Below are 14,744 nucleotides of genomic sequence, written 5' to 3'. Positions count from 1 at the left end.
CTCTACGATCGGGGACATGAGCCTGCAGATGCGTCTCCTCACCCCCGTCCTCCGCGCCCGCGGACGCAGCCTCGTCTCCGCACATGCGCTGCGGGACGCCGTGGCACAGGGCCGACGGGCGGCGTCCACGCCCCCGCCGCACGAGATGTACCAGGTCAACCACCTCACCAGCCGCACCGTCACCGTCGACGGCACCACCACGACCGTCCACGAACTCGTCCCGGCCACCGACGAGCCCCGCGACACCCCACGGGACATCTGCCTCTACCTCCACGGCGGGGCCTACACCGCTGGCCTGACGAAACAGCACTGGGACATCGTCAACGCCATCGCCGCCGCCGGCATGAAGGTCGTGGTCCCCGACTACGGGCTGGCCCCGGAACACGAGGCGGCCGGGGTATTCGCCGTCATATCCCGGCTGCTGCAGGACGCCGTCACGGAGGCCGCCGCCACCGGCCACCACGTCGCACTGGCCGGGGACTCCTCCGGCGGCGGTCTGGCCGCCGGCACCCTGCTCCGGCTGCGCGGGGAGCTGCCGGTCGTGGCGCTGGCCCTCATCTCCCCCTGGCTGGACATCACCTGCAGCACCCCCGGCACCGCGGAGATCGAACGCAGCGGCCGCGATCCGTGGCTCCACAGTGCGGGGCTGCGCGAGGCCGGCACCCTGTGGTCCCGCGTCGTCGGCGACCGGGACCCCCTGGTCAGTCCGCTCACCGCGGGCCCCGCCGCACTGCGCACTCTCCCGCCGGTGAAGATCTGGACCGGCGACCGGGACATCCTGTCCCCCGATGCCGTCGCCTTCGACGCCGCACTCGCCGCCGCCGGCGTCCCCGCCACCGGCCACAGCCTGCACCGTCAGCCCGGCGCATTCCACGACTATCCGCTGCTCCCGGTCCCGGAGGGACGTACCGCGCGGGCCGATATCGCAGGTTTCGTCGCGGAACAGTGCTCCACCGCAGGTCGGAACAATTGATTCGGAGACAGCGGTGGACAGTCTAAGATGGTGTCGACCATGACCTGCGCCAGACGCACACCGTGTGACGGGACGAAGAGACCTGATGAGCAACCCTGCAGACTCCAACCGCAAGGCCGATGATGACCGTCCGCAGCAGACGGACGCCTTCGAGGACACGGCTTTCGCGGTCGGTGGAGACGACGACGCCGCACCGGAGACGCACGGGAAAGCACAGGATGCGCAGGATACGCAGGGCTCCGATGACGCAGCCGGTGCGGCCGGCACCCCGGTCGGCAGCACCGACGATCCGGAGATGACCGGCATCATCCCCGTCATCAGGGAAGACTCTGAACGGCCCGGACCGGCGGAGCAGACGTCACCGGAGCAGTCCGCGGACGGGTCCCCCGCCGCCGACGAGGCACCGACCGAGCTCACTGCGGCACAGGCAGGGACCGCCGACGGCGTTGCGGCCCCCGACGCCGGAGCCGGCACGGCAGCCGACGACGATGCCGATGAACCGGATGACCGCCCGTGGTGGCGCCGGATTCCGCCGTGGGGCTGGATCCTCCTTATCGGTGCCGTCATCGCCGTTATCGCGGCGCTGTTCACGTCGAGCCTGATGCACGACGACGATCCGCGGGAGGAACGCTCCACGATCACCAAGATCACCCCGAGTTACGCCCGTCCGGACGCCGTGGGGTCCGATGCACCGTCCAGTGCCGCACCTGCACCACAGCAGGCTCCGCAGCAGGCGCCGCAGCAGGCGCCGCAGCAGAACCAGGGTGGCAGCGGCACCGACGGCGCCTACGGCTACGACCCGAACTACGACTACGGCGCCGGCCAGTACTACAGCGACAGGCCGAGCACCGGCGGCAACGCCGGCGGTGGCGACCGGGGAGGTCAGACCGGCGGGCAGGGCAACCAGGGTGGAAACCAGGGTGGCGGTAACACCGGCGGCAACACCGGTGGTGGCAACACTGGCGGCGGCAACACTGGTGGCGGCAATACCGGCGGCAACCAGGGAGGCGGCAACACCGGGGGCGGTAACCAGGGAGGCGGCAACACCGGCGGCGGTAACCAGGGCGGTGGCAACACCGGTGGCGGCAACCAGGGAGGCGGCAACACCGGCGGCGGCACCGGGGAGACCGGTGGCGGCAACACCGGCGGCACCGGGGGTGGCGGAGCGACTGCACCGACCAATTAGGCGGGTCGGCCACAGCCACCGGCACCCACCTGGCATGATGGGGTGAATGAGCACCGCACCGAAACGTCCCTCGGAGCTCCGCCGCCTGGAGCAGGCGACGAAACTCCAGAATGTCCTCTACGAGATCCGCGGGCCGGTGAATGCCGAGGCTGAGCGGATGGAGGCCGAGGGTCACCGCATCCTCAAGCTGAACACCGGTAACCCGGCGGCCTTCGGTTTCGAACCCCCGGACACGATCGTCCAGGACATGATCTCCGGCCTCCCGGCCGCCGCCGGCTACGCCCAGTCCAAGGGCATCCCCTCGGCCCGCCGCGCCGTGGTCGCCCGGTATGAACTCGTCCCCGGATTCCCGGGCTTCGACATCGACGACGTCTACCTGGGCAACGGCGTCTCCGAGCTCATCACCATGACCACGCAGGCCCTGCTCAACGAGGGCGACGAGGTCCTCATCCCGGCACCCGACTACCCGCTCTGGACCGCCGCCACCACCCTCGCCGGCGGCAAGGCCGTCCACTACCTCTGCGACGAGGAGGACGACTGGCAGCCCTCCATCGAGGACATTGAGTCGAAGATCACCGAACGCACCAAGGCGATCGTGGTCATCAACCCGAACAACCCGACCGGCGCGGTCTACACCCGCGAGGTCCTGCAGAAGATCGTGGACATCGCCCGGGAGCACTCCCTGCTCGTCCTCGCCGATGAGATCTACGACAAGATCCTCTACGACGACGCGGTCCACATCAACCTCGCCTCCCTCTGCCCCGACCTGCTGTGCATCACCTTCAACGGTCTGTCGAAGGCCTACCGCTGCGCCGGCTACCGCTCCGGCTGGATGGTCCTCACCGGCCCCAAGGGGCACGCGGAGAGCTTCATCGAGGGCCTGAACCTGCTGGCGTCGACCCGTCTGTGCGCGAACGTCCCCGCCCAGTACGGCATCCAGGTGGCGTTGTCCGGTCGTCAGTCCATCGACGATCTTGTCCTGCCCGGCGGCCGCCTCCTGGAACAGCGCAACGTCGCCTACGAGAAGCTCAACGAGATTCCCGGTGTGAGCTGCGTCAAGCCGATGGGCGCCCTCTACGCCTTCCCCCGGCTCGACCCGAACGTCCACGAGATCCACGATGACGAACAGTTCATGTTTGATCTCCTGCGGTCGGAGAAGATCCACCTCGTCCAGGGCACCGGCATGAACTGGCCGGCACCGGACCACTTCCGGGTGGTCACGCTGCCGTGGGCCCGCGACCTCTCCGCGGCGATCGAGCGCCTCGGCAACTTCCTCGCGTCCTACAAGCAGTAGCGGGGCACCACGGTGGAGGGCACGCGGCGGACCGCGGGGCGGCCCGGACTACAGCGGCTGCGGGGACTGCCGGGACTTCCGGGGTTCCGTACCCGGGCCGATCTCCGGCCCGGTTCCGGAATCCCGGAGACGGCCGTGGCGGTGGTGGTCGGTCTCGCCATCCTGCTGATCACCGACCACCACCTCGATGCCCGCCACTATCTCTTCGTCGTGGGGGCGGTCGTCGCTGTCGCACTGACGACCCGCTGGCCGCTGGTCGGAGCGGTCCTGGCGCTGCCGGTTCTGCCGGTCGCCACGTATCTCTTCGGCGGCAGCGGCATCCTGGCGATGGTGATCGCCGCGGTCACCATCGAGGTCATCGCCGCCCGGGGGTTGCTCACGACCGGTACGGTCCTCGTCATCGCGCATGTGGCGCTGTCGAGTATCGACCTGGAGCAGCGGGCCGTCGTCTTCGACCCGGTCGGGCTGATGTTCGTCGGCGTGTTCTTCGTCATCGTGTACGCCTTCGGCTACAACCGCCACAGTCAGCGCCGCCGACGCCTCGAGCTGCAGCGGTCCCTCGCCGCAAGTCAGCGGCAGCAGCGGCTCACCGTCGCCCGCGATCTCCATGACTCGGTGGCGACCTCCCTGACCAGCGTGGTCATGCGGTCGCAGGCGCTGGAACTCTCCGTGACCGGCGAAGACCCGGCCGATGCCCGTGTCCGGACCGAGCTCGAGGGGATCTCCGAGACCTCCCGGAACGCACTCGAACAGCTCCGGGCGATGCTCCGGGTCCTCAACACCGAGCTGCCGGACCAGTCGACGGAGGCTGCGGCTCCGCCGCTGGTGCGGGACGCCCTGCACAACACCGTCAGTGAGCTCCGTGCACACCGGTTGAAGGTGGAGACGGACGTCGTCCTCCCGCCGGAGGACAGGTTGCCGGTGGACCGGGACGCGGTCGCGCGGATCCTCGTGGAGATGACCTCGAATGCTGTGAAGCACTCCCCCTCCCGCAGCACCGTCCGTCTCGACTGCCGGGTCGGCACCACCGACGGCTCCCCCCGGTTCCTGCTGTCGATGACCAACGCCGTGACTGAGGGCACCCTGCCCTATGGTGGCGAGGATGCCCTGTTCTCGACCCATATCGGGCTGGCATCCATGCAGTCCCGGGCGACGGACGCCGGCGGGACCATCAGCATGGGGCCGGTGGCGGAGGCCCCCTCGCTCTGGCGGACAGCGCTGTCGCTGCCTATTGTTGAATAACGATTACCGGCGTTTCCGGCATTTCTGACGTTTCGGAGGCTCCTGACGCCTCTGGCGCTGTCAGGCCGCCGTCCCTGCACTAGGAGAACCACCCATGACCTCCCGCCCAGTATTCGGTCGTGTCGCGACCGGCGCTGTCACCGTCGCCCTCGCCGCCGGGCTCGGCAGTGCCGTGAGCACCGCCGCCGCCGACACCGCAGACACCGCCGCGCCGTCCCCGACCAACACCAAGATGTCGCTCCAGCAGGCCATCGGCTGCGGTGGGAACGCCAGCTACTTCTGGTGCCGGTAGGTCACGGCGCAGTCTCCCCCGGGACCTAGTCTGATTACTGTGACCCCAGCGACCCCTGCGACCACTCCGCCCCCTGCGACCTCTCCGCTCCGGCTCATCATCGTCGACGACGACCCCCTCGTCCTCTCCTCGCTCCGCATGTACTTCAACACGCCCGCGGCCGAGGGGATCGAGGTGGTCGGTGAAGCCTGCGACGGCAGCCATGCCCTGGAGCTGCTCGACCGGGAACCTGCCGATGTCATCATGGCGGACGTCCACATGCCCGGGATGGGAGGCCTCGACCTTCTGGACGAGGTTCTCGCCCGCCCCGATCCACCGCAGTTCGTCGCCATGACCTCCCTCGACGAGGACGAGACCATGCTCCGTATCCTGCGGCAGGGCGGACGCGGCTACATCCTGAAGAGTTCCCGGCCGCAGTACATCATCGACACGGTCCTCGAGGCCGCGCGCGGCGGGACGATCGTCAGTCCCCAGCCCGCCACCCGGCTGGTGCAGCGGCTCGCCGACCACCCGTCGCCGGACCCGGACGCAGACCCGACCCCCGTCGACACGACCGGGCCGGCCGCCTCATCCGCCGCAACCTCGACCACGACCTCGCCCGGGGCGTCCCGCGCCCTCCCGCGGCTCTCGGACTCGGAGCGGCAGGTGCTCTCGATGATCTGCGGCGGACTGTCCAACTCGGAGATCTGCCGGGCGACCGGACGCTCCGGCAGCGCGGTCAAGAAACAGGTCTCACACCTGCTGGCCAAATTCGGCGCCTCCTCGCGGGTCCAGCTCGCCGTCTACGCCGTCGAAGCGGGATTCACCCCGACCCCCGGCGCCCGGTAGTCCCAGCCGGCCGCACGCCACGCGGCGGCGGGGAGACAGTTCCGGCCGTCGATGACCACCGCACCGGCCACGAGCGCCGCAGCCGCCACCGGGTCCAGCGTGGTGAACTCCGGCCAGTCGGTGGCGACAACCACCAGCTCCGCCCCCCGCAACGCCTCCTCGGGCACCGGCTCACAGCGGAGTCCGGGATGCACCCGCCGGACGGGTCCCGTCGCCACGGGATCACAGACCGTCACCCGGGCGCCACGCCGGTCCAGCGCCGCGGCCACCGCCAGCGCCGGGGACTCCCGCACATCGTCACTCCCCGGCTTGAACGCCGCCCCCAGCACCGTCACCCGGCGTCCCGCCGGAGCGCCGTCCAGGGCAGTCTCCGCCATCCCGACAATGCGGTCACGGCGTCCGGTATTCACCGCGTCCACCGTCCCGAGCAGATCCGCTAGCCGGTCGACGCCCAGATCGCCGGCGCGGGCGGCGAAGCCACGGACATCCTTGGGCAGGCAGCCCCCGCCGTAGCCGAGCCCCGCCCCCAGTCCCGCCGCACCGATACGCGGATCCATGCCGAGGGCGGCGGCCAGCACCGTGACATCCGCCCCGGCGGCCTCGCACACGTCGCCGACCGCGTTGATGAAGCTGATCTTCGTCGCGAGGAAGGCATTCGCCGCGACCTTCACGAGTTCGGCCGTGGGAAAATCGGTGACGATCAGCGGGACGCCGGCACCGAGAGCATCGGCACAGATCTCCCGGACCTGCGCCGCGATCCGGTCCGCGGCGTCCGATCCCGGGGTCTCGACGCCCAGGACAATCCGGTCGGGGCGGAAGGAATCCGCCACGGCATGCCCCTCCCGCAGAAACTCCGGACACCAGCTGACCTGCAGCAGGTCACCGTAGCGGTCGCGGAGCCGGGACCGCAGACGGCCGGCGGTGCCGACCGGGACCGTCGACCGACCGATCAGCAGATGGGACGGACCACCGGCGGGTACCGCGGCGGCGATGTGCTCCGCCAGGACGTCGACCGCCGCGTCCACCGCCCCGGTGTCCAGTGCGGTACCGCCGTCACGTTGCGGTGTGCCGACCGTGATGAAGTGGACCCGGCCGTGCCGGGCGGCTGCCCCGGGATCCGTGGTGAACCGGAGACGCCCCGTGGCCAGGCCCTGCACCAGCAGGTCATCGAGGCCGGGTTCCCGGAACGGGGCGTGGCCGGTGTTCAGCAGGTCCACGGTCCCGGGGTCCGTGTCGACCCCCAGGACGTCATGGCCGAGCGCCGCCATGCAGGCGGCGTGGGTGGCGCCGAGATACCCGGTGCCGGTGACGGTGAGCTTCATGCACCTCGTTCTATCATCCGGGTTCTGTCTTCCGGGTTCCGGCATCCGGTGCCTGACCTCCGGCGTGGCATCGACCGAGGAAGAGTCAGGGTATCTGCATCTCATGCGGTGTTTCCTCCACCTCCCTCGCCGCTGGTCCGGATCTCCCGGCCCGACCTGGAGACCTATGTCGGTTACGTGCTCGCCGGTTTCCGTTCCGCGCGTCCGGACTGTCCGCTCGACAGCTGCCCCACACCCGAGGGGCGGCGGATCGTCGACCCGGAGGAGGGGGCCCTCATCGCCGCACTGCAGGCACATCTCGGCGTCCCCGCGGACGGCTACGACGCATCGGTGTTCATCTGCCGGCAGGAGTTCGACGTCGTGAGCCCGAAGCCGTCCACCGACGGACTCGTGGACGCCGCACGGGCCAACGGGATGGACATCCACTACCGGGTGGACCATGATCCCGCAGGTCACGTGGGATGGACCGACGGTCTGCCGGATGCTGTCGCCTTCGCCACGGCGGCGGTCGCCGGACAGTGACCGGGCTGTGCCCGTTTCCGCACGGACATGTCAGTGCGCTGCCAGCTTCCTCCAATGACCGGTTCGTAGAGTCATTGTCAGTGGCCGACGGAGAGCATCTCCTCCCCGCCAGGCCCGGTGAGACACAGTGAGACCCCGACTCTCGGAAGGACCCGTATACGGCAGCTGAGCATTCTCCTCTTGAAACGTCAGCAGTGAGCCCCCGGCCCGTCAGGTGCCGGGGGTGATCTGTATGCGGAGGCACTGCCGGACACCCGTGCGCACCCTGCACGGCCGACCCGGCAGCCGCGGGCGGCAGCGGGCGGCAGCGGGCGGCTACCGGAAGTTCAGGTACGCCTTCGAGGCCGTCGGACCCCGCTGTCCCTGATACTTCGACTTCAGGTCACCGGAACCGTACGGGTTCTCCGCGGCGCTCGACAGGTTGAAGATCGCCAGCTGGCCGACCTTCATCCCCGGATACAGGGCGATCGGCAGATTCGCCGTGTTCGACAGCTCCAGGGTGATGTGACCGGAGAACCCGGGATCGATGAAGCCGGCGGTCGAGTGGGTGAGCAGGCCGAGGCGTCCGAGCGAGGACTTGCCCTCCAGTCGGGCGGCGAGATTGTCCGGGACGGTCACCCGCTCGAGGACGGATCCGAGCACGAACTCGCCGGGGTGGAGGATAAACGCGTCCTGCGCGATACCACCGTCGACGAGCGGGACGCCGCCCTCGCCCAGCGCACCGCCGACCTCCACGAGCGCAGTGAGGTCCTCCTGCGGCAGCTTCGGGTCGATATGGGTGTAGCGGGAGTTGTTGAAGACGCGGAAGTAGCGGTCCAGCCGGACATCGATGCTGGACGGCTGGATCATCGAGGGGTCGAAGGGGTCGAGGCGCAGGGCCCCGTCGGTGATCGCGCTGCGGATGTCTCGGTCGGAAAGAAGCACGCCGCCAGACTAGTCGACGGGGGTGTCGCAGAGGGCCTGCGGGACTTCCTGTGGCGGTGTGTTAGAGTGTGCTCCGGTAACAGCGCAAGCTGGTCCATGCCGATGTAGTTCAATGGTAGAACTCCTGCTTCCCAAGCAGGTGGCGCGGGTTCGATTCCCGTCATCGGCTCCACTGCAGGTCATGAGGGCGTCCCCGGGAATCGGGCGGCGCCCTTCGTGCTGTCCGGGGCCGACCCCTCCCCGATACTGCACTCCCTGTCACCGTCTTCGTCCGTCAGACGGTGACAGGGAGTGCAGTATCTGCCGTTCACCGGGTTACGTCCTCTAGCGTGGTGTATCTGTAACTGCCGGTGACCGCCCGTCCACGACGACGGCGACCACCGCAGGTACCTTTCGACTCAACTCCTACATATCCTCGAAAGGGACTCCACGATGGTCACCAGCCCTCATCATATCGACCCGTCAACCTACCTCGACGAACTGCTCACCCAGGCCTCCCCGGACCTGATGCGCCAGATGCTGCAGAGCTTCATCAACCAGATCCTGTCCACCCAGGCCGATCAGGTCTGCGGCGCGGACTACGCCACCACCAGCGAGTCCCGCACCAACACCCGCAACGGTTACCGTCACCGCGACCTCGACACCCGTGTCGGCACCGTCGACGTCGCCGTTCCCAAGCTCCGCTCCGGGTCGTTCTTCCCCGACTGGCTGCTGGAACGACGAAGCCGGGCCGAGCGAGCTTTGAGCACCGTCATCGCGACCTGCTACCTCAAGGGTGTCTCCACCCGAAGAATGAACGACCTGGTCGCCAGCCTGGGGATCACCAACCTGTCGAAGTCCCAGGTGTCCGAAATGGCCAGGGACCTTGACTCCATGGTTGAGGATTTCCGCCACCGCCCACTCGACACTGGGCCGTACCTGTACGTGTCCTGCGATGCGCTGACGATGAAAGTCCGCGAAGGCGGTCGGGTCGTGAAGACGTCGGTGCTGCTGGCGACCGGGGTCAACGCGGAAGGTTACCGGGAGTTATTGGGCATGCAGGTCGCCACGGCAGAGTCCGTGGCCTCCTGGACCGGCTTCTTCCGCGACCTGAAGGCCCGCGGACTGGACCAGGTGTTCCTGGTCACCAGTGATGCGCACCTGGGTATCCAGCACGCGATCGGTGAGGTCCTGCCGAACGCGTCGTGGCAGCGCTGCCGGACGCATTTCGCCAAGAACCTGTCGTCCATGGTGTCCAAGACCCAGTGGCCGACGTTGTCGGCGATGTTCCAGACGATCTTCCAGCAGCCTGATGCTGCCGCGGTGTGGGACCAGGCCCGTGAGGTCGTCAGCTTCTGTCAGAGCAAGTTCCCGCATGTCGCCGACTACCTCGAGGAAGCTCTCGACGAGCTGTTGGCGTTCACCAACACGCCGAAGGCGGTGTGGACCAAGGTCTGGTCCAACAACCCCACCGAGCGGCTGAACCGGGAGATCCGCCGGCGTACCGATGTCGTGGGGATCTTCCCTAACCGCGATGCGGTGGTCCGTCTGGTCGGGGCAGTGCTCGCAGAGCAGCATGATGACTGGATCCAGCAGAAGCGGTACATGTCGCTGACGAGTCTGGAGCATACCCGGACGGTGATAGGCGCCAACGTCATCGACGTCGACGGCGACGACCGGGTGCAGGAGGCAGCATGAGCGGAGCCCGTTATCAGGCCCGTGATGGTCCTTGACCTGGTGTCACGCGCTTTTGTTTCAGCGGAAGGGAGATACACCACTTCCCCGGACTTGACCGTTCACCGCCGTCCGGCAGCGCATCTGTCCCACCGTCAGCGCATCAGTCTGACTGGCTGGCCATCTGTCGGGTCGGCAGGCCAAAAGCGCCACAACAGCACGGGTGAACGACGTTTATGCCTGCCGGGTGGACAGCTGCGCTGCCATCCGAGGAACCCCCGATCAACCCCGGGAGCGGCGAGGCCGGTCCTCCCGGAACGCTGAACCCGGGTTTCTCCTGTCATTCCGGGTATCGCCTCGTACGGGCCGGCGCAATTCCCCGCAGTGACCGACCCCGGAGACGCGGACAGCCGCGGAGAATGACAGCCCACCCGTCGCCGGCGATGGACCACAGCAACCCGGGCAGACTACAAACCACTTCTGACCTGGCGATGTGCAAGACCCTACGATGACCGTATATGGTCATCGACGCACGCCCCCTTAGCTCAGTCGGTAGAGCGTTTCCATGGTAAGGAAAAGGTCAACAGTTCGATTCTGTTAGGGGGCTCCACCGTCACCGGCCCGCACACTCCCGGAGTGTGCGGGCCGGTGGCTTTTTCAGTCGGCAGCGCATCCGTCAGACCGGCAGGCCAAAAGTGCCACGACAGCGCAGGTGAACGACGTTTTCGCCTGCCACCCGGACAGATCCGCTGCCATCCCGGACGCCGTGGGTGGACCCACCACTGATCACCGCAGTTCACCGCAGGTCGCCGAAGGTCGCCGCAGGCCACCGCAGCCCACCGCAGGTCGCCGAAGGTTACCGGAACATTGCGGGAGATGAAATGTAGGCAACACTGACCTCATTCCACCCCCGTTCCGCTTTTCATGAACCCGCTGCACGATGTCATGCCCCTCCCGGACAAGCCCGCTGGTCTGAAGACCGAAACCGGAGAAACTCCACCGCCGTATACCCCCCTGGGGTACCCGACCGGCCACCCCCGTCACCGCGGTGGACCGATTGCGGGGCACCCGACCGGTCTGCCTACGGTACGGGCACGCCACCGCACCAGACCGTGGCACACAACAGAACACCACCGGCAGCGCCGCCCTTCCCCGCCCCTCGCAGGTTCCGGGCCCTCTCTCCCCGGACGAATACCGCGGCCCGCCGGAATGCCTCCTCTCCTCTCTCCCGCATTCCGGCCCACCGGTGGTGTTTCTGCATGTTCGGGCACCCTACCCTCAATGAGGTCGTACCACTCGCGCACGGGTGGGGTGCCGGGGGTTAAGGTGGGCCGTGACGATATCCGCAACCGCACACCACAACTGATGAAGAGGGGTGACTCCCCATGAGAATCGCATTGTTCGCGACGTGCATCGTCGACGCCATGTACCCGGAGGTCGCGAAAGCGACCGTCAGCATCCTCGAGAGGCTCGGCCACCAGGTCGTCTTCCCGGAGAAGCAGGCATGCTGCGGCCAGATGCACATCAACTCGGGGAAGTTCAGGGACGCCTACCCGGTCGTCCGCAACCACGTCCGCGCCTTCGAGGAGGAGAGCTGGGACTACGCCGTCGCACCGAGCGGGTCCTGCGTCGCCTCCCTGGGCCACCAGCACCCGATGATCGCCGAGTACAACGGCGATCCCGACCTCGGCGTCCGCGCGACCCAGGTCGCCGACCGCACCTACGAGCTCTGCCAGTTCCTCACCGACATCTGCGGCATCACCGATGCCGCCGAGGAACTCGGGTCGTACTTCCCGCACTCGGTCGCCTACCACCCGTCGTGCCACGGCATGCGGCTGCTGCGGCTCGGCGACCGGCAGCGGAACCTGCTGGCGTCCGTCGAGGGACTCGATCTCCGGGTCATCGGCAACGAAGACTCCTGCTGCGGTTTCGGCGGCACCTTCTCCGTGAAGAACCCGCAGGTCTCCGGCGCCATGCTCGGCGACAAGGTCGAGGCGATCATCGCCACCGGCGCCGACACCTGCACCGGCGGGGACGCCTCCTGCCTCATGCACATCGGCGGCGGACTCTCCCGCACCGGACGCCTCGTCCCCGGCGAGGGCAACATCCCCGCCGCCGTGCACCTGGCCCGGATCCTCGCCTCCACGAAGGAGAACCCGTTGCTCCTGGCAGACCAGGGCGCGACCGTGACAGGAGGTGCCCTGCGATGAGCACCCCGACCCGCAACACCACCGTCCTCGGCATGCCGACAGTCCCCGGCCGCGGCAACCTCAACGAACTCCATCCGTTCCCCGAGGTCGCCGAACACGAGCTGGGCAATGTCCAGATGCGCACCAACCTGCGTAAGGCCACCGGCACCATCCGCGGCAAACGCGCCCTGCGCGTCTCCGAGATGCCGGACTGGGAGGACCTGCGCGACACCGCCGAGGCGACGAAGAACGACGTCATCGACCGGCTGCCCGAGCTGCTCCTCCAGTTCGAGGAGGCCTTCACCGCGGCCGGCGGCCACGTCCACTGGGCGCGGGACGCCGACGAGGCCAACGACATCGTCAAGGGCCTCATCGAGGCCAATGCCCCGCTCAACGAGCGGGGACGCCGCGACGTCATCAAGGTCAAGTCGATGGCCACCCAGGAGATCGGTCTCAACGAGGCGCTCGAACCCGCGGGCATCGACGCCTACGAGACCGACCTCGCCGAACTCATCGTCCAGCTCGGCGGCGACAAGCCGAGCCACATCCTCGTCCCGGCGATCCACCGGAACCGCGAGGAGATCCGCAACATCTTCCTCAACAACATGGACGACGTGGACCCGGACCTCGATGCGGACCCCGAGCACCTCGCCGAGGCGTCCCGGAAGCACCTGCGCCGCAAGTTCATGGAGACGAAGGTCGCCGTCTCCGGGGCGAACTTCGGCATCGCCGAGACCGGCGCCCTGTCCGTCGTCGAGTCCGAGGGCAACGGCCGGATGTGCGTCACCCTGCCCGAGACCCTCATCACCGTCATGGGCATCGAGAAGCTCCTGCCGACCTTCCGCGACCTGGAGGTGTTCATGGAGCTGCTCCCCCGGTCCTCGACCGGTGAGCGGATGAACCCGTACACCTCCTTCTGGACCGGTGTGACCCCCGGCGACGGACCGCAGAACGTCCATGTCGTCCTGCTCGACAACGGCCGGACCCGTGCCCTGGCCGACCGGCACGGCCGCGACGCCCTGCGCTGCATCCGCTGCTCGGCGTGCATGAACGTCTGCCCGGTCTACGAACGCGCCGGCGGCCACGCCTACGGTTCGGTCTACCCGGGACCCATCGGCGCGATCCTCACCCCGCTGCTCACCGGCGTGGACGAGTCCGCCAACGGGTCACTGCCCTATGCGTCCTCCCTCTGCGGTGCGTGCTTCGACGCCTGCCCGGTGAAGATCAACATCCCCGAGATGCTCACCCGGCTGCGCAACGAGGACCAGGAGGTCAACCACGACAGCCGCCTGCCCCACACCCAGCTGGACGCCGCCCTCGACGGCGCGAAATGGATGATGAGCGACGGCCGCCGCATGGGCCTCGTCGAGAAGGGCCTGCCGGTCGCGAACAAGTTGTCCCCGAAGGCCGGCCTGTGGGGGCTGCCCGGGGTCGCCGGGAAGTGGACCTCGTCGCGCGATGTGCCGCAGCCGCCGAAGCAGTCCTTCCGTGCCTGGTTCAAGGACCGTGAGAACGGGAAGAAGGGAAACCACGATGACTGACAGCCTCGACACCTCCGCCGCCCGGACCGAGGTCCTCGCCAGGATCCGCTCCTCACTGGGGCTCAGCGGGGAGCAGAACAGCACGCTGCCCGCCGGAGAGACCACCGACATCCCCCGGAACTACCGGCACGGCGGCGATCTCGCCGCGTCCGACCCGGATGCACTGGTCGACCTCCTCGTCGACCGGCTCGAGGACTACGACGCCACCGTCCGCCGCGTCGCGGACACCGATGCCGCGATCACGGACGCCGTGGCGTCCTACCTCACCGACCGTGGTCACGGCGGGGCGGGGAACACCGTCGTCGCCCCGGCCGACGTCGATGCACGCTGGCTCGGCGCGTTCGAGGACGCCGGCGGCGAGGTGCTGCAGGACTCCACCTCCGCCCCCGTCGCCGTCGCCGAGCTCGACCGGGTGGACGCCGTGGTCACCGCCTCCTTCTGTGCGGTGGCGGAATCGGGCACCATCCTGCTCGCCGGGCCGGAGTCCGGACGCCGCGCCACGACCCTGGTCCCCGACCACCACGTCGTCGTGGTCAGGGTCGCCGACATCGTCGAGCTGCTGCCGGAGGCGGTCACGAAGCTCACCGCCGCGGGGCTGCACACCACGCCGGTGACGATGGTCGCCGGGCCGAGTGCCTCGGTCGACATCGAGCTGGTGCGGGTGCAGGGTGTCCACGGTCCGCGGACCCTGGACGTCATCCTCGCCGGATAGGTCACGCCGGACAGGTCATGCCGACCGGGCTGGTCGAGAGGGCGGTGCGACCCACCGGTCGACGAC

Annotated in this window: 13 protein-coding genes and 2 tRNA genes; 13 read left to right on the top strand and 2 right to left on the bottom strand. The window is 68.5% G+C overall.

All coding sequences use genetic code 11. The annotated features are described in order from the left end of the window. The first annotated feature begins 16 nt into the window (after positions 1-16). The 6 genes from FSW06_RS11045 to FSW06_RS11020 all read left to right on the top strand — a co-directional run bounded on the left by FSW06_RS11045 (position 17) and on the right by FSW06_RS11020 (position 5,815). Positions 17-973 (top strand): alpha/beta hydrolase fold domain-containing protein, encoded by a 957-nt coding sequence (locus tag FSW06_RS11045; protein WP_010120491.1) that lies wholly within the window; start codon positions 17-19, stop codon positions 971-973. A gap of 85 nt (positions 974-1,058) precedes the next feature. Beyond that, positions 1,059-2,159 (top strand): hypothetical protein, encoded by a 1,101-nt coding sequence (locus FSW06_RS11040; protein WP_146881346.1) that lies wholly within the window; start codon positions 1,059-1,061, stop codon positions 2,157-2,159. 46 nt (positions 2,160-2,205) lie between these two features. After that, complete coding sequence (locus FSW06_RS11035) at positions 2,206-3,453, top strand: pyridoxal phosphate-dependent aminotransferase (protein ID WP_010120497.1); 1,248 nt, start codon at positions 2,206-2,208, stop codon at positions 3,451-3,453. Between the two features lie 135 nt (positions 3,454-3,588). Further along, positions 3,589-4,695: a sensor histidine kinase gene (locus FSW06_RS11030; RefSeq protein ID WP_010120498.1), complete on the top strand. Its 1,107-nt coding sequence runs from the start codon at positions 3,589-3,591 to the stop codon at positions 4,693-4,695. A 94-nt stretch (positions 4,696-4,789) separates the two neighbouring features. After that, complete coding sequence (locus FSW06_RS11025; RefSeq protein WP_010120499.1) at positions 4,790-4,987, top strand: hypothetical protein; 198 nt, start codon at positions 4,790-4,792, stop codon at positions 4,985-4,987. Between the two features lie 39 nt (positions 4,988-5,026). Further along, positions 5,027-5,815, top strand: a complete 789-nt coding sequence (locus FSW06_RS11020; protein ID WP_010120500.1) for a response regulator — start codon at positions 5,027-5,029, stop codon at positions 5,813-5,815. Here the strand turns inward: FSW06_RS11020 and FSW06_RS11015 are convergent. Further along, complete coding sequence (locus tag FSW06_RS11015) at positions 5,770-7,137, bottom strand: UDP-glucose dehydrogenase family protein (protein ID WP_010120501.1); 1,368 nt, start codon at positions 7,135-7,137, stop codon at positions 5,770-5,772. The two genes, FSW06_RS11020 and FSW06_RS11015, sit on opposite strands and share 46 nt — an antisense overlap. 108 nt (positions 7,138-7,245) lie before the next feature. Here FSW06_RS11015 and FSW06_RS11010 point away from each other — a divergent pair, with 108 nt between their 5' ends. Beyond that, entirely contained in the window at positions 7,246-7,659 is a 414-nt protein-coding gene (locus tag FSW06_RS11010) for a hypothetical protein (protein WP_029449509.1), read from the top strand. Between the two features lie 315 nt (positions 7,660-7,974). On the opposite strand, the gene dcd is transcribed toward FSW06_RS11010, so the two are convergent. Continuing rightward, positions 7,975-8,583: a dCTP deaminase gene (gene dcd / locus FSW06_RS11005; RefSeq protein WP_010120504.1), complete on the bottom strand. Its 609-nt coding sequence runs from the start codon at positions 8,581-8,583 to the stop codon at positions 7,975-7,977. Between the two features lie 98 nt (positions 8,584-8,681). Between dcd and FSW06_RS11000 the strand changes: the two genes are divergently transcribed. The 6 genes from FSW06_RS11000 to FSW06_RS10975 all read left to right on the top strand — a co-directional run bounded on the left by FSW06_RS11000 (position 8,682) and on the right by FSW06_RS10975 (position 14,678). Further along, positions 8,682-8,755: transfer RNA gene (locus tag FSW06_RS11000), tRNA-Gly, on the top strand. A gap of 260 nt (positions 8,756-9,015) precedes the next feature. Next, positions 9,016-10,260: an IS256 family transposase gene (locus FSW06_RS10995; protein WP_010122907.1), complete on the top strand. Its 1,245-nt coding sequence runs from the start codon at positions 9,016-9,018 to the stop codon at positions 10,258-10,260. Between the two features lie 510 nt (positions 10,261-10,770). Next, positions 10,771-10,846, top strand: a tRNA-Thr gene (locus FSW06_RS10990). A gap of 775 nt (positions 10,847-11,621) precedes the next feature. After that, positions 11,622-12,446, top strand: coding sequence for a (Fe-S)-binding protein (locus FSW06_RS10985; protein ID WP_029449513.1), 825 nt, complete (start codon positions 11,622-11,624; stop codon positions 12,444-12,446). Further along, positions 12,443-13,966 (top strand): lactate utilization protein B, encoded by a 1,524-nt coding sequence (locus tag FSW06_RS10980; protein WP_010120509.1) that lies wholly within the window; start codon positions 12,443-12,445, stop codon positions 13,964-13,966. The genes FSW06_RS10985 and FSW06_RS10980 overlap by 4 nt, the downstream gene beginning before the upstream one ends. Beyond that, the gene (locus FSW06_RS10975) at positions 13,959-14,678 is read left to right on the top strand and encodes a LutC/YkgG family protein (RefSeq protein ID WP_010120510.1); all 720 of its coding nucleotides are present in this window, start codon (positions 13,959-13,961) and stop codon (positions 14,676-14,678) included. Before FSW06_RS10980 ends, FSW06_RS10975 begins: the two co-directional genes overlap by 8 nt. Positions 14,679-14,744: the final 66 nt, after the last annotated feature.

This window comes from Corynebacterium nuruki S6-4, assembly GCF_007970465.1.
Taxonomy (GTDB): Bacteria; Actinomycetota; Actinomycetes; order Mycobacteriales; family Mycobacteriaceae; genus Corynebacterium; species Corynebacterium nuruki.
This window is presented reverse-complemented; position numbering and strand designations above follow the sequence as displayed.